At 48.9% G+C, this 19,601-nt stretch carries 25 protein-coding genes; 2 read left to right on the top strand and 23 right to left on the bottom strand.

The genetic code is table 11. The annotated features are described in order from the left end of the window. Window positions 1-27: 27 nt before the first annotated feature. The 21 genes from petA to MMIC_RS07805 all read right to left on the bottom strand — a co-directional run bounded on the left by petA (window position 28) and on the right by MMIC_RS07805 (window position 16,792). Complete coding sequence (gene petA / locus MMIC_RS07705; RefSeq protein ID WP_072659886.1) at window positions 28-627, bottom strand: ubiquinol-cytochrome c reductase iron-sulfur subunit; 600 nt, start codon at window positions 625-627, stop codon at window positions 28-30. A 434-nt stretch (window positions 628-1,061) separates the two neighbouring features. Beyond that, window positions 1,062-1,730: a ribulose-phosphate 3-epimerase gene (gene rpe / locus MMIC_RS07710; RefSeq protein WP_072659887.1), complete on the bottom strand. Its 669-nt coding sequence runs from the start codon at window positions 1,728-1,730 to the stop codon at window positions 1,062-1,064. Window positions 1,731-1,841: 111 nt separating this feature from the next. Next, window positions 1,842-2,612 (bottom strand): DUF1573 domain-containing protein, encoded by a 771-nt coding sequence (locus MMIC_RS07715; RefSeq protein ID WP_072659888.1) that lies wholly within the window; start codon window positions 2,610-2,612, stop codon window positions 1,842-1,844. Beyond that, complete coding sequence (locus tag MMIC_RS07720; RefSeq protein WP_072659889.1) at window positions 2,603-2,833, bottom strand: succinate dehydrogenase assembly factor 2; 231 nt, start codon at window positions 2,831-2,833, stop codon at window positions 2,603-2,605. Before MMIC_RS07720 ends, MMIC_RS07715 begins: the two co-directional genes overlap by 10 nt. 10 nt (window positions 2,834-2,843) lie before the next feature. Then, the gene (locus tag MMIC_RS07725) at window positions 2,844-3,554 is read right to left on the bottom strand and encodes a succinate dehydrogenase iron-sulfur subunit (RefSeq protein WP_072659890.1); all 711 of its coding nucleotides are present in this window, start codon (window positions 3,552-3,554) and stop codon (window positions 2,844-2,846) included. Continuing rightward, the gene (sdhA, locus tag MMIC_RS07730) at window positions 3,554-5,356 is read right to left on the bottom strand and encodes a succinate dehydrogenase flavoprotein subunit (RefSeq protein WP_072659891.1); all 1,803 of its coding nucleotides are present in this window, start codon (window positions 5,354-5,356) and stop codon (window positions 3,554-3,556) included. Before sdhA ends, MMIC_RS07725 begins: the two co-directional genes overlap by 1 nt. 1 nt (window position 5,357) lies before the next feature. Continuing rightward, window positions 5,358-5,717, bottom strand: coding sequence for a succinate dehydrogenase, hydrophobic membrane anchor protein (gene sdhD, locus MMIC_RS07735; protein WP_072659892.1), 360 nt, complete (start codon window positions 5,715-5,717; stop codon window positions 5,358-5,360). Next, the gene (gene sdhC, locus MMIC_RS07740) at window positions 5,714-6,100 is read right to left on the bottom strand and encodes a succinate dehydrogenase, cytochrome b556 subunit (RefSeq protein ID WP_072659893.1); all 387 of its coding nucleotides are present in this window, start codon (window positions 6,098-6,100) and stop codon (window positions 5,714-5,716) included. Before sdhC ends, sdhD begins: the two co-directional genes overlap by 4 nt. 52 nt (window positions 6,101-6,152) lie before the next feature. Further along, on the bottom strand, window positions 6,153-7,718 hold the full coding sequence (locus tag MMIC_RS07745; protein ID WP_072659894.1) for a bifunctional ADP-dependent NAD(P)H-hydrate dehydratase/NAD(P)H-hydrate epimerase: 1,566 nt from the start codon (window positions 7,716-7,718) through the stop codon (window positions 6,153-6,155). 51 nt (window positions 7,719-7,769) lie between these two features. Further along, complete coding sequence (locus tag MMIC_RS07750) at window positions 7,770-8,147, bottom strand: VanZ family protein (protein WP_072659895.1); 378 nt, start codon at window positions 8,145-8,147, stop codon at window positions 7,770-7,772. Between the two features lie 6 nt (window positions 8,148-8,153). Further along, the gene (gene acpS, locus MMIC_RS07755) at window positions 8,154-8,546 is read right to left on the bottom strand and encodes a holo-ACP synthase (RefSeq protein WP_072659896.1); all 393 of its coding nucleotides are present in this window, start codon (window positions 8,544-8,546) and stop codon (window positions 8,154-8,156) included. Next, window positions 8,543-9,253, bottom strand: a complete 711-nt coding sequence (locus MMIC_RS07760; protein ID WP_072659913.1) for a pyridoxine 5'-phosphate synthase — start codon at window positions 9,251-9,253, stop codon at window positions 8,543-8,545. The genes acpS and MMIC_RS07760 overlap by 4 nt, the downstream gene beginning before the upstream one ends. A gap of 241 nt (window positions 9,254-9,494) precedes the next feature. After that, the gene (gene recO / locus MMIC_RS07765) at window positions 9,495-10,172 is read right to left on the bottom strand and encodes a DNA repair protein RecO (protein WP_072659897.1); all 678 of its coding nucleotides are present in this window, start codon (window positions 10,170-10,172) and stop codon (window positions 9,495-9,497) included. A gap of 3 nt (window positions 10,173-10,175) precedes the next feature. Continuing rightward, window positions 10,176-11,102, bottom strand: a complete 927-nt coding sequence (era, locus tag MMIC_RS07770) for a GTPase Era (RefSeq protein WP_227819419.1) — start codon at window positions 11,100-11,102, stop codon at window positions 10,176-10,178. Next, a complete protein-coding gene (gene rnc / locus MMIC_RS07775) occupies window positions 11,081-11,752 on the bottom strand; it encodes a ribonuclease III (RefSeq protein WP_072659898.1) in 672 nt (223 codons plus the stop codon). Before rnc ends, era begins: the two co-directional genes overlap by 22 nt. Next, on the bottom strand, window positions 11,749-12,246 hold the full coding sequence (locus tag MMIC_RS07780) for a hypothetical protein (protein ID WP_072659899.1): 498 nt from the start codon (window positions 12,244-12,246) through the stop codon (window positions 11,749-11,751). The genes rnc and MMIC_RS07780 overlap by 4 nt, the downstream gene beginning before the upstream one ends. Further along, window positions 12,239-12,907 (bottom strand): signal peptidase I, encoded by a 669-nt coding sequence (gene lepB / locus MMIC_RS07785; RefSeq protein ID WP_072659900.1) that lies wholly within the window; start codon window positions 12,905-12,907, stop codon window positions 12,239-12,241. Before lepB ends, MMIC_RS07780 begins: the two co-directional genes overlap by 8 nt. Next, window positions 12,904-14,733 carry a translation elongation factor 4 gene (lepA, locus tag MMIC_RS07790; protein ID WP_072659901.1) on the bottom strand — a complete coding sequence of 610 codons (1,830 nt, stop codon included), beginning with the start codon at window positions 14,731-14,733 and terminating at the stop codon, window positions 12,904-12,906. Before lepA ends, lepB begins: the two co-directional genes overlap by 4 nt. An 86-nt stretch (window positions 14,734-14,819) precedes the next feature. Further along, a complete protein-coding gene (locus MMIC_RS07795) occupies window positions 14,820-15,074 on the bottom strand; it encodes a hypothetical protein (RefSeq protein WP_072659902.1) in 255 nt (84 codons plus the stop codon). Beyond that, entirely contained in the window at window positions 15,071-15,670 is a 600-nt protein-coding gene (locus MMIC_RS07800; protein ID WP_171966477.1) for a hypothetical protein, read from the bottom strand. The genes MMIC_RS07795 and MMIC_RS07800 overlap by 4 nt, the downstream gene beginning before the upstream one ends. A 63-nt stretch (window positions 15,671-15,733) precedes the next feature. Then, the gene (locus tag MMIC_RS07805; protein WP_072659904.1) at window positions 15,734-16,792 is read right to left on the bottom strand and encodes a hypothetical protein; all 1,059 of its coding nucleotides are present in this window, start codon (window positions 16,790-16,792) and stop codon (window positions 15,734-15,736) included. Window positions 16,793-16,989: 197 nt separating this feature from the next. On the opposite strand from MMIC_RS07805, the gene MMIC_RS07810 reads away from it, so the two are divergent. Together MMIC_RS07810 and MMIC_RS07815 are read left to right on the top strand one after the other, a co-directional pair. Then, window positions 16,990-17,241, top strand: coding sequence for a hypothetical protein (locus tag MMIC_RS07810; protein ID WP_072659905.1), 252 nt, complete (start codon window positions 16,990-16,992; stop codon window positions 17,239-17,241). A gap of 15 nt (window positions 17,242-17,256) precedes the next feature. Beyond that, the gene (locus MMIC_RS07815; RefSeq protein ID WP_072659906.1) at window positions 17,257-17,628 is read left to right on the top strand and encodes a hypothetical protein; all 372 of its coding nucleotides are present in this window, start codon (window positions 17,257-17,259) and stop codon (window positions 17,626-17,628) included. 993 nt (window positions 17,629-18,621) lie between these two features. Here the strand turns inward: MMIC_RS07815 and MMIC_RS07820 are convergent. Next, a complete protein-coding gene (locus MMIC_RS07820; RefSeq protein ID WP_072659907.1) occupies window positions 18,622-19,338 on the bottom strand; it encodes an Hpt domain-containing protein in 717 nt (238 codons plus the stop codon). 56 nt (window positions 19,339-19,394) lie between these two features. Then, window positions 19,395-19,601, bottom strand: a 207-nt coding sequence (locus MMIC_RS07825; protein WP_143144914.1) for an IS3 family transposase, incomplete at its 5' end; no start/stop codon positions are given.

Consider the following 19,601-nt stretch of genomic DNA (forward strand, 5'->3'; position numbering starts at 1 on the left):
TATCTAACACTTTTCCCTCCCCCTGAATTAACCGATCACTACTTTAGTGTCGGAAGTATATTTGTATGGCATCACATGCAGATTGTGCGGTGCGGGTGAACCATTAACTACGCGTGCAGAAATGTCATAGTAGGAACCATGACATGGACAGTGCCATCCACCAGCCCAGTTTTCAGGAACTGAATCGCCCCAATCCTTGCGGCCTTGTGTTGGTTTAAACAATGGAATACAACCCAGATGCGTGCAGCTTGCTACGACAATCAGGTATTCCGGTTTAATGGCGCGGTATTTACGTTTTTCCGGTGTATCCATCCAATCTTGCTGAACTTCTGGAATGGCTTCGGAATTAACATCTTTGAGTCTGTCATCGTGGCCATCAACCTGTGCCAATAGCTCAGCTGTACGGTTAACAACAAATACAGGTTTACCCTGCCATTGGATAACCACCAATTGACCAGCTTCAACGGTAGATACGTCAAACTCAGTTTTCGATGCTGCCAGTGTATCTGCTGCCGGTAACATACTGCCGATAAACGGAACAACAGTAGCGCCTGCAGCAACAGCTCCTAAACCACCCGCAGCAACGTAAAGAAAATTACGGCGCGACTGATTTGCTTGATCTGTCATAGACTCTCCTCCCCTCTTACATTTTCAGACTAAATCTAAAGGCCGCATGACTATCAGCGCGTGCACTTCTGGTCAACCCCGAAGTGCGTCAGCCCGGCCCGGTTATACCCGCAATAAAAAAAGGACTTTCCCTAGGCCAAATCCCTTTTCAAGCGCCCTGGAAACATCTGTTAATCGATGCTTCACTCCTTCCATATTACCTGTTTCAGGCCAGTGCCAGAAGCAATAGAATTACTATTAACCTGCCACCATCCTGATCACTCTACAAACAATCTCCTCTTGCAGTTTCACGAAATGCATATCGCCTCACGGCGATCAGGAGTCATTGATACAGAGTGGAAACCTTACTCCATTCGTGGGAATAGGACAAAAGAAAAAAGCCCGCCAGCACAGGGCTGACGGGCTCATCTATTCTTTCTACTTATGGCTAAGGATTAAGCGTTATCAGCCAGATCTCTAATCTCTTTGATCGCCTTGGCATAGTCATCTGTATTGTATACTGCGGAGCCGGCAACTACGGCATCAGCACCGGCGCCACCCACTTCAGCAGCCGTCTTCACATTCACACCACCATCAACTTCCAGCCATGCATCCGAGCCCGCATCGTCCAGCATCTGACGTGCTTCACGAATTTTGTCAGTCACAGCATGGATATAAGACTGGCCACCGTAACCCGGGTTCACACTCATCAGCAGAACCAGATCAACGCAGTGCAGAACATTTTTAATGGTCGAAACAGGAGTGGAAGGATTCAGACTTACACCGGCTTTTTTACCATGCGAGCGAATCAACTGCAGCGTGCGCTCCAGATGAACACATGCTTCCTGATGTACGGTGATGATGTCAGCGCCGGCATTGGCAAATGCTTCAACCTGAGTATCCGGATGTTCAACCATCAGATGAACATCAATCGGTTTGTCAGTGTAGCTACGGATAGCTTTACAGATATTGTCACCGATCGTAATCGGAGGCACAAATGTTCCATCCATTACATCAAAATGAATCCAGTCAGCGCCAGCTTCGTCAACAGCTTTGATTTCTTCACCAAGACGAGCGAAATCAGCCGACAGAATGGACGGTGCAATTACAGTACTTTTTTTCATGGAAAAGGCCCCTTTAATGAATCTGGATTTTTAGCACCGCACACGATGAAAAAAGCCGGGTTCTGTTTGTTTCAATAATTTTTGAGAGTCCGCAAAATAGCGATTTTTGCCCTATTCGTCCAGCTCGGATAACCATTCACTCAGTGCAGATATCTGCTCATCAGTAAGCGGACCACCCTCTTTCAAGGCAAATCCGGGCATATGCTGAGAGCCGGTTCCATTGGCAATCAGTGTGGAGAGCAGTTGTTTATCACGATGCTGCCTGAGCGCGGGAGCCGCAGCACCTTCAGCGGCCGCGCCATGGCACATACCGCATACTGCTTTATAGAGCTCAGGTCCTTTGCTCTTTCCCTTTGCCGTATCAAAATGACAAGCTGCACATTTACCATCAAAGATACTGCGCGAACTATCACCCATATGCGGGTTCGGACGAACATTCAGCGTTAACCAGGCCTTGCTGCTTCTGCCTTCCGTATCGGTCAGAGAGACCCATTTCTTCACATCATCGAGTTTGGCAAATGTATCAATAACAACCTTGATTCGGGTGAATCCGCCCGGCATCAACAAGCGCTCTTCCGGCTCGGCGACCGAGCAGCCGCATGAAGTCTGCACATCAGCTATCTGGGCCATGGCATCGCCGGAGTTTCGTACACGCAGATAAACCGTCGCCTCTTCTCCTTCTTTGACAGACCCCATATCTACGCGTGCAGGCTCAAACACCAACTTCGACTCCAGGGTTTCCGTATCTCCCACCTCATGACTCACTACCGGCTGAGTAACATTCTGCGAACTCATACCCTGCTCCGGCTGTTCTGTCTGCGTGCAGGCAACAACAAGCAACATCAAAGATGCAAGAAAGATAAAGCGTGGACTTACGAACATAATAACCATTTCTCCAGAACTTCCGGCAATGCAGTTTCACCGGACATCATGGCCTGTAGCTCAGGCGCCTCGCATTGTAGCAGAATTTCAATGGCCTCGACTATTTCGGGCTGATTAAAATCAGCAGCTAGCAGTGGTGCAAGCCATGCGTCCAACTCCAGCATACCCTGACGGTTCAAACGATAACGCAAACGGCGGATATGGATTTCCGATTCATTCATGAGGCAGAACTCAGGATTTTCGTGAAAGGAGTTTTCGTTTGATGTGGCCGATTGCTGCTGTCGGATTCAGTTCTTTCGGACAGGCCTCCATGCAGTTCATGATCTGGTGGCATCGATAAAGCCTGAATGCGTCTTCGAGCTGATCCAGCCGTTCACCAGTCGCTTCATCGCGTGAATCGACAATCCAGCGATTGGCCTGCAACAGTGCCGATGGGCCAAGAAAACGATCACCATTCCACCACCATGATGGACAAGCCGTTGTACAACAGCCGCAGAGTACACATTCATATGAACCATCGAGTCGTTCACGATCTTCAGGTGACTGCAGACGCTCATGCTCCGGCACAGGGCTTTCACTCTGCAACCAGGGTTTAATCTGGCGATATTGTTCAAAGAAATGATCCATTTCAACGACCAGATCCCGAATCACATGCATCGAAGGCAGTGGTCGTACATGGACAGGCTGCTTCAATCCCTCTAACGGCGTAATACAGGCCAGGCCGTTGACACCATTAATATTCAGACCATCGGAGCCGCAGACACCTTCACCACATGAGCGACGGTAAGTCAGCGTACCATCAATCTCCCATTTAATATAGTTCAAAGCATCCAGAAGCTTCATACCCGGATTGAGGAGCGGCACCTCGTAACTCTGCATAAACGGTTTGTCATCCTCCTCAGGATCATAGCGGAATACGGATAGTTTGATCATGTCAGCCATTAATACACCCGCTTCTTCGGAGGAAATGATTCAACTGACATCGGTTTCGTGCGGACAGGTTTATAATCCAGCTTAACCCCGTTTTCGCCAATCCTGGCCAGCGTATGAAGCTGCCAGCTTTCATCATCACGATCCGGATAATCATCTCGTGCATGCGCACCACGTGATTCAGTACGTGCCAATGCGCCAGCAGCCGTGACGCGGGCAAGCCCCATCAGATTCTCCAGCTCCAGTGCTTCAACCAGTTCTGTATTAAACAGTCGGCCGCTGTCATCAAGGCGGGCTTGTTTCAACTCGGCCGCCAACGATTCAATCTGCTCCACCCCTTCATTCATCACATCTTCGGTTCTATATACACTGAAATGATCCTGCATAATGGCCTGCATACGTTTGCGCACATCAGCAATGCGGAGCCCGTCTGATTTACGCTCCGTTGCGGAAACAAACCACTTCTCCACCCTTTCCACACCGGCCTTCCAGCAGTCCGGATTCAATGGCGCATGATACCGGTGCTCTTGCAGGTAGTCGTTCACACGCTCACCACAGGCATGACCGAACACAACAATCTCCAGCAATGAATTGCCACCAAGCCGGTTGGCTCCGTGCACGGAAACACATGCAGCCTCACCAATCGCATAGAGACCGGCACAGACTTTCTCGCGGTCATCAGCATCGTTGTAGACCACTTCAGTATGATAGTTGGTCGGAATACCACCCATGGTATAATGCATGGTCGGCTGCACCGGAATCGGTTCTTTCGTACAATCCACACCGGCAAAACGCAAGGCCAGTTCATGAATATTGGGCAGACGTTTCATAATCAGCTCTTCACCGAGATGATCAAGCTTCAGCAACGCATAGTCCTTGTTCGGGCCACAGCCTCGCCCGGCACGAATCTCCAAGGCAATGGCGCGGGAAACCACATCGCGACTGGCTAGATCCTTGGCTGTTGGAGCATAGCGCTCCATAAATCGCTCGCCCTCTGAATTGAGCAAATAACCGCCTTCGCCTCGCACACCTTCGGTAATCAGCGGTCCGACGTCGGCAATGCCAGTAGGATGAAACTGAAAGAACTCCATATCCTCAACAGGCAGCCCTGCATCGAGTACCAGCGCACCACCATCACCCGTACATATATGAGCATTGGTCGTGGTTTTGAATACACGCCCTGCCCCGCCTGTTGCCAGAATCACAGCCTTGGCCTGAAACAGATGATATGTTCCGTTAGCGATATCCCATGCCATAACACCATGGCAACCATCTTCATCGGTAATCAGGTCAAGGGCAAAAAACTCCTCATAGAAATGGGTTCCGGCACGTAAATTCTGCTGATACAGAGTATGCAGAATGGCGTGTCCTGTTCGGTCAGCTGCGGCACAGGTGCGCAGTGCCTGACCGCCCTCGCCGAATTCGCGTGACTGGCCGCCAAATGCGCGCTGGTAAATCGTGCCGTTTTCAAGTCTCGAGAATGGTACACCCTGATGTTCCAGCTCTTTTACAATACGTGGAGCCGCACGGCACATAAACTCGATTGCATCCTGATCTCCGAGATAATCAGAACCTTTCACCGTATCATACATATGCCAGTGCCAGTGATCGGAGGACACATTACCCAGTGACGCATTGATACCGCCCTGAGCTGCAACAGTGTGCGAGCGTGTCGGCAGAACTTTGGTGACAATAGCTACCCGGTGCCCCGCATCAGCCAGCTGCAAAGCACAGCGCATGCCTGCACCACCGGAGCCGATAATCACTACATCGTGGAAGTGGTTTTCTACTTTGTCTGAGGATAAATACGTCATATCAGATCCAAGCCCATATTATTGCTAACCACCATATGCCGAAGGTGGTCATCATCACCAGCATGACCCCGATCAAGGGAATGCGCCAGGCAATGTTATGCACATAATCTTCGAGTATCACTTTCAGCCCCATATAGGCATGGATGATCAATCCAAAAATCAGAATCGTATGTAACAGGCGGGAAATAACGTGATCGAGAATATCGAGTAAGCCCTGCTGATCGACACTGCCACTATATACCGCTACAAGCAGAAAAAATGGCAACGGCAGTAACAGCAATAATACTACCGCTGAAAGTCTCTGCCAGTACCAGTCAGAGAGGCCACTGTGAGCTGCACCGGGCTCCTTCACCACTCTCATAACATCACCGCCAGTATCGCTGCAGCAAGCACTGTAATCACAATCACAGCCTTCGCACTGTTGCGCATGCCATCACGACTTTCACCCCAGCCTGCATCAATGGTAAGAAACCGGATACCGTTACAAAAATGATAAATCAAAGATATGCCAAGCAGCCAGATGGACAGCTTACCCAATCCGGAATGCATCCAGGTAAATACCGTTTCAAAATTCTCGCTGCTGCCAGTCATGCCACGCAAGAGCCACAAATAGAGGGGAACAAAAAGAATTAATGCCATGCCACTGGCGCGGTGTGCAATGCTGGCAATCATACTGATATGCCAGTGATATACAGAGAGTCGCGGAGATAGTGGGCCCGGTGGAAATTTTGGTCGATTCTGCATCTGTAGCGAAGCCTCCAAGCAACTGAGTTGCTAAACTAGACTATAGTCGAATTTAATGACCCTTTCTATCACCGCTTTCAATTTTCTGTCTTGCTTCTGCAACCAGACCGGCCAGCTCACCTGCCAGATACCAGCCCCCATGCGCTCCCGCTTTGGCATGCAGCGCCACGCTCGATGAGATTAACTCAGCAATTGTAGCTCCATCACCCTTTCGACGGGCAAGCTGGGCGCCAATCATGCCGGAAAGAACATCTCCGGATCCTGCAACCGCCAGATGGGGGGTGCCAAATGGATTAAGATAAATGTCTCGCTCAGGAGATGCCACCAGCGTTTCAGAACCCTTGAGCACAACCCAGCACTTATAACGTTCAACCAGATCAAGAACAGCCTGCTTACGGTCGTCCTGAACAGCACCCACATCACAGCCAAGCAACCGTGCCGCCTCTCCCGGATGCGGTGTAATCACTGTCATCACCTGACGAGCTTTCAGTTTTTCCTGTAGCGGTTTACTCGCTGCAAGCATATTAAGCGCATCGGCATCCAGTACCATCGGACAATCGCCCTCAAGCAACCGGGTCAACAACGCATCGCGGCCCATTCCCCAGCCGGGGCCTGCCACAATAGCTCGCGCCTTATGCCAGGCTGTTGAAGATTCCGGATGGGCCATCACCTCCAGGTTAGCAGAAGCAACTACAGACCAGACCTCATCGGGACAGACAATACTGGCCAGTCCTGCACCCGCAGCATAAGCCCCCAAACCTGCCAACTGAGGCGCCCCGGTATATCCTGTCGAGCCGCCAAACACCCATACATGACCAAAAAAACCTTTATGTGACAAACGCGGCCTCGGAGGCCAGGCAGCTTCAAGATACTCGTCGTTGATCAGACAGGTGCTGTTCACACAGAAACAGTATTCATCATCCTCACAGTCACATGATGCATGCCATGAAGCGCAAATTGTCTCATCAGTGATACCGATATCGGCCACCTTAACAAGCAAACCGGTATAATCACGCCCCTGATTCAACCAGTGACCCCACTTCGAAGCAGCAATTGGAAGTGTATAATTGGCTTTGACCGCGCAGCCCAGCACTGATCCGGAGTCTGAGCAAATGCCGCTGGCAATATCGATACTCAGTACAGGGCGGTCACAAGCATTTATTTTAGCTACTGTTTCTGCCATCAACCCATCCAGCGGGCGGCACAGACCTGTGCCGAAAATAGCATCAACTACGATCACGGAACGGCTTAACCAGCGTTCCACTTCACACAAGCCTTCAAGGGTCGTCGCTTCCCTGATTTTCACACTGGATTTGCGAGCCAGTTCAACATGTGCTTTACAATCACCAGTTATTGAATCAACAGGGGCAAGCGAAACAACAGTGACAGGAATACGGTATTTACGCAGATGATGGGCAGCGGCAATACCATCGCCACCATTATTGCCGGGACCGGCAATCACAACAACACGACCGTAATCAGGAATCTTCTCCAGCACGATACCGGCAACAGCTCGACCTGCACGATCCATCAGATCAAAACCTGACACACCTGATTCTATGGTAATCTCATCCGCCCTGCGCATCTGGGCAGCAGTCAAAATCCGGGTGATACTCATCTGTCTCCCCCCCTACCTGAAAACGATCACTAAACCATCTTTTTACAGCCTTCACTTACGATTTGATACCACAACCTCTCTTTTCCAAAGGGCAAGTGTCAATAGCAAAGCCCCGAAAACATCGGCCAGCCAGTCATAAATACTGGCATCGCGACCCGCCACAAAAGACTGGTGCCACTCATCACTTGCGCCAAAGAATGCGCAAAACAGGATCGTTGCCACAAGCAATACTATCTTGGACATATAAGCACGCCCGGCATGCCAGCATAGCCATGCCATCACGGCATAAGCAGTCGCGTGAATAAGTTTATCCTGCATATTAAACACAAGAGGAACAGGCAACACCGGCTGATCAGACAGTAAATATATCAGTCCGCAGTAGGCGATCAGACAAAACAGCCATATTGTTCTGAAAACAACAGTGTTCATATCAGCTTAAGAAGACGTGATGTCCGACTCTGCAACGGCAAAAGCCAGCGCTACGCCGTCATCATCCGTTAAAGAGATGTGCACCCGACTGATACCGCTTCCCTTCGCTACTGCCAGTGCTACTGCATGCAGGACCACCTCTGGTTTGCCACTTGGCTGATGAATGGTTTCGATATGCTGCAGAGATATTCCCCGGCTGAATCCGGTTCCCAATGCTTTAGATACCGCCTCCTTGGCAGCAAACAGCATGGCAAAGCGTCGGGCCGGATTCCCTTTTGCATATGCCTGAGCAGCTTCATGCTCCGTATATACACGCTGAATAAAGCGCTCGCCAAAACGTTCCAGACTCGACTCGATCCTGGCGATGGCAATGCGATCAACACCAACACCAGCAATCAACGCAGCATCACCGCTCTGAAATCACTCACTGCCTGCTGCAAACCCTTGAAGATCGCATCGGCGACAATGGCATGACCAATATTCAACTCTTCAACTTCCGGCAATGCACAGATCGCCGGTGTATTTTCCACTGTCAGCCCGTGGCCGGCATGTACGATCAAGCCGATATCACTGGCAAGCTTCGCTCCATCCGTAAGTGCAGCCAGCTCTTTTTCCTGCTCGCTTCCCTGATAATTCGCATAGTGACCGGTATGCAATTCAACCACTGCCGCACCAATGTCGCGACTTGCCCTGATCTGCTCAGCAATTGGATCGATAAACATCGATACGCGTACGCCAGCTGCAGACAAACGTTCAACAGCAGCAGCCAATCGTTGTTTGTGGGCCACAACATCCAGGCCACCCTCTGTAGTCAGTTCTTCACGTTTTTCAGGCACCAGACAGCAGGCAGCAGGTTTTAATCTTTCACAGATTGCCACCATCTCATCAGTCACCCCCATCTCCATATTCAGATGCAGGCCTGGGATGGCTGCCAGACGTTCAATATCATGATCCTGAATATGACGACGATCTTCACGCAGGTGTGCAGTAATACTATCTGCACCACCTGCCATGCATACCGGAACCGCATCCAGCGGATCAGGGTAAGCAGTACCTCGCGCCTGCCTGATCGTTGCAATATGATCGATATTTACACCTAGATTAATCATTATTCCTTTACCCCAATAACCGATGTTCAAAACCTTTCACCACAGAGTACGCAAAGTAACGCAAAGGAAAATCAACAAAACACACTACTTTTCTGACTCCGGCAGCAGCAAGGGGGAACACTGGCACAGGAATGTGCGTGTGAACATTGAGAAATCCCTGATTGGATATGCCTACTCTTTCGGTTCTGCCTGTACTTTGCGAAACTTTGCGTACTCTGCGGTAAATGACTCTGATTTGTTACACTGTTTTAAAACTGTCTGTGGCCTTGATGCCCTGCTCATTTAACACCATACGAATGATCTCCCGCCATGTTCTGCTGTATTGCCCAGACAGCATAATGCGACCACCATTTAAAACTGTTGTAATGGATTTACGCAGGCCTGCGGATATTTCCATACCTGTCCCGCAATCGCCACAGAGAAGATGCCCTTGTTGCCAGAACATCGTGCCCGGAACTTCTGCGGAACAGTGCCAGCAGTGCTGAAGATCCCCAAGCAAACCAGCCTGATCCAGAAGGTGCCAGACTGCTACCGACAATCCCTGTGTCTGTTTGCTGCTTTCCAGCATATGTAATGAAGCGGCAAGTTCACTGAAACCATGCGGGTCACCTTCCTGAAACAGGCGCGATGCGATAGCCAGAAGCTCCTGCCCATCAAGCACCTGAGCCGGTTGCAATAGCGATGCCCCTCTCTGCACATCGGTTAATGTCCCCATGCCGGTTCTTCCCGGCCGCCAACTGATTTTCAAATCAAACAGCGGCTCAAGACTGGCCCGAAAACTGCTTTTGGGACGCCTCGCTCCCCGGGCCATCAGAGTGATACGTCCATGCTGTTCAGTAAAAAAATGGCAGATAAGCGAAGTATCACTATAGGGAATTCGTCTGACTAACAGCGCCTTATCAATAAGCTCCGCCACAAATCAGCTGTCTGAACTAAGGCCTAGATCCATCAGCTTGCCCGGATGATCAAACCAGTCTTCATCCACTTTAACCCAGATATTCAGACGCACTTTGCAACCCAATATTTCTTCCAACCCTAATCGTGCCTTGGTGCCGACAGCTTTCATGCCGCCACCGGCTTTACCAATCAGCATCGGCTTGTGCCGTTCGCTACCGACCAGAATCACGGCATCAATTTCAACTGTATTGCCATGCTCTTCAAAACGTTCGATGTCCACAGCAGTCTGAAATGGTATTTCCTGATGCATGGAGAGGAATACCTGTTCACGCACATATTCTGCTGCCAACTGACGCTGACTCTGATCAGTAAACCACTCCGGTTCGTACATGGCTGGCTGCAAAGGCAACTGTTTGGTCAATTCAGCCAGCAGAGCATCGGTCTGCGTGCCTTTGCGTGCGGAAACAGGAACATAGGCAACAGCACCAGGATCAAGACGCTGCATCATCATCAAACGAGGTAGCAACTGCTCCTTTTTCATGTTATCAACCTTGTTCAACACATGAATACGCGGCTGCGTTAAGCGCCCATCGGCAAAACGTTCGATTAGTGTTCGGGTCTGACTATCCATAGGTTTACTGGCATCCTGCATAATTGCCAGCACATCAGCCTCTTCGGCAGCAGCATAAGCCACACGCACCATATTTTTGTTCAACTGCATGCCACCCTTGTGAATGCCCGGTGTATCGACAAACACAACCTGGCTTTTCTCGTCGGTATAAATACCGAGAATGCGGTGACGTGTGGTCTGTGGCTTGGGAGTTACAATTGCCACTTTTGCACCGATAATGCGGTTCATCAATGTAGACTTGCCGACATTCGGTCGCCCCAACAGTGCAACCGTACCACAATGGAATTCTGTTTCGCTTATGTTTTCAGTTGCTGCCATGCCTGCTCCGCTGCTGCTATCTCAGCCTGTTTTTTTCGTTCTCCGAAACCGACGCCCATCAGCTCCCCTTTCACGCTACATCTGGCCTCAAAGCGAGGATTCTTGCCTACACCATGATCCTGCAACTCATATTCAGGAAGCCCCCATGACTGCGCCTGCGTCAACTCCTGCAAACGCGATTTGGCATCCCTGTTATCCACCTGATCAATGCCCTGCAGCATCGATTGCCATGCCTGCAGCACCAGCTTACGCGCCGGTTCCCATCCACTATCCTGAAATACCGCACCTATTACTGCTTCAACCGCATTGGCTGCAATCGATGGTGATTTAATACCATCAGCCACACGTTCACTCTCGCCAACATGCAAATAGCCGGTCAATTTCCAGACCAGAGCCACCTCATACAGACTCTCTTTTCGCACCAGAGCTGAACGCATACGCGACAGCTTTCCTTCCGGCAGCTCCGGAAAGTGATGATGCAAAAACTCTGAAATAGCCAGACCCAGCACAGCATCACCGAGAAACTCCAGACGCTCCATGTGTTGCTCGGTCATTGAACGGTGAGTCAGAGCCCGTTTAAGCAGACCCTTGTCTGAAAAGGTGTAACCGATTATCGCTTCAAGACCTGCCTGTTTATTCGACGCGTTCACAGGTTTTCTGCCTGAATCCGGGAAGGATCGGTAATCGCATAGGGTTCAAATTCCAGATCGATGCGTAACTTGTCACGCAGCAGATCCATACCAGTCAAATCATCGGGATGATAACTACCATCTTCATCTCTATTGACGACTCGCCCTGCCGGCCAGATCGTCACCGCATAGTATGATGATATTTCGAGCATGCTGCCGCTGGCTTTAATGCTCAGATTATCAAAAAATTCGTCGGGTAAATCGTTGTTTAAGATATATTTTAATCCGAACAACTTCTGCATCTGGCTACGCACTTCAGCCTCGGATGCAGAAGGCCTGGTATCCACCAGTACCACAAACACATCTTCCACTTTCCAGTTGTTGTACCAGGCATTAAAACCCAGGAAGCCATTCCATACAGTTGCACCGAGCAGCGCTACCCAGAACAGGAATTTGAGCACTGAGAAGCCCTGTTGATTACGACCGGCTGTTAACCCGGATAAAGTGTTACTCAATCAGGTGACCGATACGATCCCAGCGCACAGAACCTTTTGCACTGTCCCAGGACCACCAGACAATGGCAGCACGCCCTACCATGTAGGATTGCGGTACAAAACCCCAGAAACGGGAGTCACGTGAATTGTTGCGGTTATCACCCATGGCAAAATAGTGCCCTTCCGGAACAGTCCATTCACCATCACGAATCGAGTAATCCTTGATCAGCACCTTATGCTTAAGACCATTCAGGTTTTCTTCATGCTGAATCGATACATCAATACCGCCATCGGCCATGAAATAAGTTCTTTTACCTTCAAAGGTCAACGGCATTTCAACACCATTCACGCTCAGTTTGTTATTCAGATACACAATCTTGTCGCCGGGAATACCTACGATGCGTTTGATGTAATCCTTGGATTTATCTTCCGGATAGACAAATACAGCAACATCACCGCGTTTCACCTCTTTTGACATCAATTGCGTATCAGTCAGTGGAATTCTGAAACCGTAGGGATATCGCAAGACAAACAGGTAATCGCCAATCTCCAGCGTGGGTATCATACTCGAAGATGGAATTTTGAATGGTGCGACAATGAAGCTACGAATCACCACGGCTAGAACTGCAATCACCAACAGGCTTTCCAGCCACTCCCGCCAAACCGGTTTCTTATCACTCATTTTTTTGCTCCATCACCGAGTTTCAGCACAGCCAGGAATGCTTCCTGAGGTACATTTACACTGCCTATCGATTTCATCCGCTTTTTACCCGCCTTCTGCTTTTCCAACAGCTTGCGTTTACGAGAGATATCACCGCCATAACATTTGGCTGTCACATTCTTACGCACACCTTTCACTGTTTCCCGAGCCAAGATACGGCTACCTATTGCAGCCTGCAAGGGTACATCAAACTGATGGCGCGGAATCAGTTCCCGTAATTTCTTCACCAGATCACGACCACGCGATTCGGCAATAGAGCGATGAACGATCAGGGAAAGTGCATCCACAGGCTCGTTATGCACCAGCACATCGAGTTTCACCACATCACTGGTCACGAATTCCGAAAGCTCATAATCCATCGACGCATAACCGCGCGACACCGATTTCAGCTTGTCGTAAAAATCAATCACCATCTCGGCCAATGGCAGGATATAGGTGAGCATCACACGTCCCTGTCCGATAAACTTCATATCCTTCTGCATGCCACGTCGTTCCTGACACAGCTTGATCATCGCACCAACAAACTCTTCCGGCATAAAGATATTGGCCAGCACAGATGGTTCCTCTATACGATCAATATCCTGAGGCTCGGGAAACTCACTCGGATTGGAAATCTCAATGATATCGCCATCAGTCTGATGGATACGATAAATCACACTTGGCGCGGTAGTGATCAGGTCGAGATCATATTCCCGCTCCAATCGCTCCTGTACAACCTCCATGTGCAGCATGCCAAGAAAGCCGCATCGGAAGCCCAGCCCCAGTGCCGAAGATGTTTCCGGCTCAAATGTGAAAGCAGGATCATTCATGTTCAGCTTTTCAAGCGAATCGCGCAGATCATTGTAATCGGCCGAATCTACCGGGTAGAGACCGGAAAAAACCATCGACTTGGGTTCCCGGTAACCCGGAAGGGGCTCGGTCGCACCATTCTTCAGCGTGGTTACCGTATCACCCACTTTCAGATCAGCCAGTGTTTTGATACCACCAATCAGGAAGCCCACGGCTCCTGAAGCAAGTTCGGGTGTGGAAAATGGGGCCGGCACAAAATAACCAACATCCTGGACTTCATAGGAGGCTGCAGTAGGCATCGACATCAATCGGAAGCGATCACCTTTCTTTATCTTACCTTCAAACACACGAATCAGTGCGACTGCCCCCACATAGGAATCGAACCATGAATCAACCACCAGTGCGCGTAGAGGTTTATCATCCATGTTTTCCGGTGGTGGCACATGTTCGACGACCGCTTCCAATACATCAGTAATGCCTGTGCCGGTTTTGGCGGAGATAGGGATTGCGTCGGAAGCATCCAAACCAATCACATCCTCAATCTGACGCTTGGCCTCATCGATATCGGCACTCGGCAGATCAATCTTGTTAATTACCGGAATAATTTCCAGATCGTTTTCCATGGCCAGATAAACATTGGCCAGTGTCTGGGCTTCCACGCCCTGGGCTGCATCAACAATCAGCAGCGCGCCTTCGCAAGCCTGCAGGGAACGGGACACTTCATAGGTGAAATCCACATGACCCGGTGTATCAATCAGATTGAGCTGATAGACCTCACCATCTTTGGCTTTGTAATTCAAGGTCGCAGTCTGGGCCTTGATGGTAATACCGCGCTCCTGCTCGAGATCCATCGAATCAAGCACCTGCTTGGTTTTCATCTCGCGCTCGGTCAGCGTCCCTGTCACCTCGATCAAACGATCAGCAAGCGTAGACTTGCCATGGTCGATATGGGCGATAATTGAAAAATTACGGATATGTGATTGCTTTATCTTACTCATTGGTGCGGCAGTGTAGCGATGCTCCACGCCTTACGCCATAAGGTTATAATATCTGAAAAGCTCCCGGCTTCGTGCTGGCCTGCAAGCTAATTCAATCGCTGAACACTTACCCTGCCGCTGGCGGAAACATTAACCTGATAGCGCGCACCGTTTGGACATGTCGCCTGAATAGTTTTATTGCCGCTGGCATCCACAGACTCGGAGACATTACTCACTGTCCTGCCCGGGCAGGCATGTCCACGCAGTATGATAGTTGTAGCGATATCCTCTGCTCTGGTTACTGCCTGAGCCGCCGGAATCATAAACACCATAGCCAACAGAACTAACAAGAATCTTTTCATGCCTTCACCTCCAGCAAACTCTTCCAGATTGATTCCCGGCTCACATACAGATCACGGGAAAGGACTGGGTCCCCCTCAAGCAATGCTACTATTTTTAACAATAAACCATCAAAACTGGCGCGCAGATTAGCCATTTTCATCTCCAGTCTGGACTGTTTGCGATGACGATTAATTTCATCCACCAAATCTACAATATCACTGCGAATCGCCAACTTGGTAAACACACCAATAGCGTCTGTTTCTTTCAAACGCTTTTTCAACGTCTCCATATCGACAGCGACTGGCTCTTCTTTTGCTTTTTCCGGTTTGATTTTTTCTACAGCCCCTGCGACTGCCGGAGCAGCAGGAGCCACCTTTTTCACGCTTTTTTTCTCAGCCTTTACTGCCCTGGCCTGCTTCTCAGGTTGCTTGGTTTTAGCTGCTTTCATCTTCACAGCGGGAACATTCACCTTGGATACTTCAACTTTATCAGCCTTGGTACAGCCCTGCGCATCAGCGTAGAGCGGAAAAGCCAGAATCAGCACCACCAAGCAAGTTAGCACTGCCACTATGATATCTACCACATTCGGATAACCCGTTGCATGCATATCTTTCATGGGTTTATTGTAGACGATTATTTCCGGTTTGGCAGATGCAAACATTACACCGTCGTGGCTTTTTTACACCACAAGGCGGGAAAGAATGATGCCGGCAGCGGCTTCTGCACCATCGACCTTCAGATCCGGAAATGCTCTTGTTTGTATCTGTGCAGCTTCAAGTGCGTGCATCCATTTACTGCCTGCAAACTCACTTCTGCTCATGGATGCACTTGGCAGCACATCTTCAAGCCACACTTTCAGCATCGGGTATTCAGGGAAATCAGGACGCTCCACCCAGGCCATAGGTGTTTTTGTACGCCAGCACTCCGATAAAATGCCATAACCGGGCTTACACACGACGACATCAACAAATGGCATCAAATCCACCGCCATCATGTCTGAACCGAATGCAATCGCAGTTACGTTATCAGGAGCATTATCGGATGCATATGGAATCAGAAACTGCCACTCATCCATAACTGACAAAGCCTGAAGATCAAAAACAGGTTGATCTGAGCCTCCAAAAATTACCAGCGCTGTTTTAGAGTGTGTTTTTTCAAAGGGGCACGATCTTCCGGATGGGTAAGCTGCAATCAGAGGAATCTGTATACGATTTGGAAACAGATGCATATCCATCGCCATGGGAGGAGTAAGCAGCAGATCGCACTGCCGGTAAGCATCATTCAATTGCTTGAGGGCAGGATCACCATCACTGAGCCAATGCGAATAAATGGTGAACCAGTCCAGCGTTGCCAGACCAATCCCCGGCACCCCCAGCGCCCTGGCTGCAGGAAATGCCAGAGGTGAAATATCGGATATCACCAGGTCTGCTTCAAAGGCCTGAAGCAATTCATATTCCCCACCAAGCTGCTCATCCATACTATCCAGCCACGCCCTTAAACCCGCGACTGATGCCTCTCGATCTTCTTCAATGGCAGTTTTCTGCACGACACCAACGTCCACCGGACTCTGTTCAATTTCACAATCAAACAGCAACCGCGCCCGAATCTCTTCCTTTGGCAAAGAACAGCGAATCAGGAACTGGCTATCAGGACGCATTCGGGAGATTTGATTCAGCACTGGTGCCATCTGGGCCAGATGCCCGAAGCCATGGCCCGAGATATAAACTGCAATATTCATAACTCGCAGGCTAGGCTTTAAAAACAGCAGCGGTCAAATGGCCCGATCATTGCTTCATGTTTTCAAAGAACGCGAACAAATGGAGTAGCAGATCATGCAACTAAAGCCATCTTACCGATTTATTCTCCCCCCCCCTTCTGCTTGGCTTGGCTGGCTGCGCAAGCCTTCAGAACAGCTACGACTCAAGCACATCTACGATGTTCTCAGAAATTTCGAAGAGTGAGGGGGAAAGCTCCGGCAACAAAGAGATCGACAAACGATTGATTGAACTGGATCACGCTGTTGACAGAAATGCTGCCAGAAACGCTTTGGTGCGTGAGTTTATCGTCGAATCGGACCGCATCTGCGATAACAGAATGACTACCATGAGCGAACAGATTGGAGATTGGGAACTGAAGTCGAACAAATCTGACAAGCTAGGCAAGATATTGAAAGATACGATTGCTTAGAGACAACTCGACACCGTGACTCCGGAACTGACCATGCAGCAACCCGACAGGGCTGTTAATCCGGTAAAAGAGCTCGGAACCTCCATTATTTCTGTCATCAAAACAAACCGCAAGCATTCACGCAGCATTCTGAAAGAGCGCGAAGATATGGATATTCACCGCTACTCCGTGAAACAGGCACTGCAGGATATTCAGGTCTATCATCAGTCCTGCTCAATTCAACTCGGTGTTTCCGAAGTTGCCCGCATGACATCTCAGCGCATGACTCTGGATGAGAAAAAAGCTGCAATCGAATCACTACTGCAACTGCGTCAGACTCTGATGAAGCAGGGCCTGAGTACGCGTTCAGTGCAACAAAAAATCGATGCTGTGATTCTGGCCGATTAACTTCTGAAATTACCCGATCCTGCATGGCGGCTTCAACATTAGCCCCTGTTTCGCATGGATTATCCACTGCAAGCATCACTCACAGACTGCTTTCACCCACCATGTAGACGGTCAATCTATAACTTTATATATTGTACATATCTTACTGTCAATAAAGGATAATTAATAAAGCCTATTATTTAGGCAGCCATCACTCAGGCGCAACAAGGGTAAGCTTTACAACACCCCAAACGGTTTCATCCACCAGGTTATCCACAGCTTCTGTGGAGAAATGGAAAAACACCTTTTATAGCAACAGATTCATCCAGACCAAGCTTGTCAGCTACTCACCCGGGACCAGCACAAGAATAAAAAACAGCTAAGCCACCTCTCCTTGGATCGTCACAATAAGCTGACGACTGCCACCATGATCACGGTGTTCCCCGAGATAGCAAGTACGAATGACATTCCTATGGACGTAAGAAAAACCCAATAATAAGTTGGTGAATCAAGACACATACGATGTCCATAGTAAACTTCATATTTTGAGGAAAATTCGCATCACTATGTCAATACCCACCCTACTGCAGAACACACTCAAATCAGCAGATCATCACAGCAAGCCAGCATGCTAATGCAATTAAATCCGGCACCGCACTTCAACATGCTCTCGAAAGAAATTTTGGTAGTCTGCTGCTGATCACGACAGACGACTTACGGCCCTAATTAGCTACATTAGTCGCATCTAACCAACACAGACTTCATATTGATGTAGGACATAATAAACAGCGCCACATCGACTGCAAGATGTGGCAATTAAGTTGTATGGTCCAGACTAGCTGAAGCTCAATGAAAATTATTCAGTACATCCCAATATTGAAATACACGGATGGCTATTTTATTTATCATTCTGAGGGATCAACCTTTTATTATAATAGTATAATTCACCGGAAGGGTGATTTTAAGAATCTTTGTAACTTCCATTAATCATCATATGATCAAGCAGGTTGTTTGTTAATCAACAAGCTTTATCAGTTTTTTCAATTCAGTTTCTGCTGAATCGAAATCATAGGCATGCATCGCCTTTTCCAACATAGTCAAATCAATGGAATTGCCTCTGGAGGTGAGCGCATCTGACAATGCAGGCAACAAATCAATCACTTCACTGTCACATGCTTCAACCATAGCGAGCATATTTGATATCATTTGAGCTCCAGTATCGTGTCTGTCCTGAGGAGTATCATACAATACTCCGGTTTCGGGTATTTCCAGAGCTGTCTTTATCGCCACTATCATATGTGGAAGTTCGCATTCGATAATTCTTGCCAGTTCATCATTCAACCGGAGGTCATCCCTTAGCTCCTGTTCCAGTCTGGAGACTAAACGATACATCTCTTTTGCTCCTAAATTACCGACAGCCCCTTTGAGTGAATGGATAATGTTCCGAGCCTCCTCAGGTTCACCTGATTTGACAAGACCCCGCGCATTTTTAATTGCATGCACCTGACTATCACAAAACCTAAGAAGTATCTTCCGATACAGACTATGGTCATCTCCGGCTCGCATCAAACCCTCTTCGATATCTATGCCTGTTATAGGTGGAATTGGCACTGACGTAAAAGTCTCAGTGTCGTTCAGTGTCTCCAGATGTGTACGGCCGGTTGATATCCATTTGTCCAGCTTTATATAAAGATCCAGTGGTTCAATAGGTTTTGCTATATGATCATTCATACCTGCTTGTATGCAGTTTTCGATGTCTTTAGTCATTGCGGGGTTCTACCCCATTTCTACGGACGGTTTAAAAACGATGTAAACCTTATATCTTGAGCAGCTAGTCTGCGCCGCATTCTTGGATTATGGAACCTTTCCAAATAATCAAAAATATCTGCTCTTGCCTCATCCTGTGTGCAATACAAGCGATGATGAACCCTTTCTCGCTTTAGCATGCCAAAGAACCCTTCACTGGCTGCATTATCACCACAGTGGCCAACAGC

The sequence above is a fragment of the Mariprofundus micogutta genome, assembly GCF_001895085.1.
In the GTDB taxonomy this organism is placed as follows: Bacteria; Pseudomonadota; Zetaproteobacteria; order Mariprofundales; family Mariprofundaceae; genus Mariprofundus; species Mariprofundus micogutta.

Bases quoted from the DNA above. Each gene is read 5' to 3' on its own strand.
- petA (WP_072659886.1), bottom strand. From the start codon at position 627: ATGACAGATCAAGCAAATCAGTCGCGCCGTAATTTTCTTTACGTTGCT.
- rpe (WP_072659887.1), bottom strand. From the start codon at position 1,730: ATGAAAAAAAGTACTGTAATTGCACCGTCCATTCTGTCGGCTGATTTC.
- MMIC_RS07715 (WP_072659888.1), bottom strand. From the start codon at position 2,612: ATGTTCGTAAGTCCACGCTTTATCTTTCTTGCATCTTTGATGTTGCTT.
- MMIC_RS07720 (WP_072659889.1), bottom strand. From the start codon at position 2,833: ATGAATGAATCGGAAATCCATATCCGCCGTTTGCGTTATCGTTTGAAC.
- MMIC_RS07725 (WP_072659890.1), bottom strand. From the start codon at position 3,554: ATGGCTGACATGATCAAACTATCCGTATTCCGCTATGATCCTGAGGAG.
- sdhA (WP_072659891.1), bottom strand. From the start codon at position 5,356: ATGACGTATTTATCCTCAGACAAAGTAGAAAACCACTTCCACGATGTA.
- sdhD (WP_072659892.1), bottom strand. From the start codon at position 5,717: ATGAGAGTGGTGAAGGAGCCCGGTGCAGCTCACAGTGGCCTCTCTGAC.
- sdhC (WP_072659893.1), bottom strand. From the start codon at position 6,100: ATGCAGAATCGACCAAAATTTCCACCGGGCCCACTATCTCCGCGACTC.
- MMIC_RS07745 (WP_072659894.1), bottom strand. From the start codon at position 7,718: ATGAGTATCACCCGGATTTTGACTGCTGCCCAGATGCGCAGGGCGGAT.
- MMIC_RS07750 (WP_072659895.1), bottom strand. From the start codon at position 8,147: ATGAACACTGTTGTTTTCAGAACAATATGGCTGTTTTGTCTGATCGCC.
- era (WP_227819419.1), bottom strand. From the start codon at position 11,102: ATGGCAGCAACTGAAAACATAAGCGAAACAGAATTCCATTGTGGTACG.
- lepB (WP_072659900.1), bottom strand. From the start codon at position 12,907: ATGAGTGATAAGAAACCGGTTTGGCGGGAGTGGCTGGAAAGCCTGTTG.
- lepA (WP_072659901.1), bottom strand. From the start codon at position 14,733: ATGAGTAAGATAAAGCAATCACATATCCGTAATTTTTCAATTATCGCC.
- MMIC_RS07795 (WP_072659902.1), bottom strand. From the start codon at position 15,074: ATGAAAAGATTCTTGTTAGTTCTGTTGGCTATGGTGTTTATGATTCCG.
- MMIC_RS07800 (WP_171966477.1), bottom strand. From the start codon at position 15,670: ATGAAAGATATGCATGCAACGGGTTATCCGAATGTGGTAGATATCATA.
- MMIC_RS07805 (WP_072659904.1), bottom strand. From the start codon at position 16,792: ATGAATATTGCAGTTTATATCTCGGGCCATGGCTTCGGGCATCTGGCC.
- MMIC_RS07810 (WP_072659905.1), top strand. From the start codon at position 16,990: ATGTTCTCAGAAATTTCGAAGAGTGAGGGGGAAAGCTCCGGCAACAAA.
- MMIC_RS07820 (WP_072659907.1), bottom strand. From the start codon at position 19,338: ATGAATGATCATATAGCAAAACCTATTGAACCACTGGATCTTTATATA.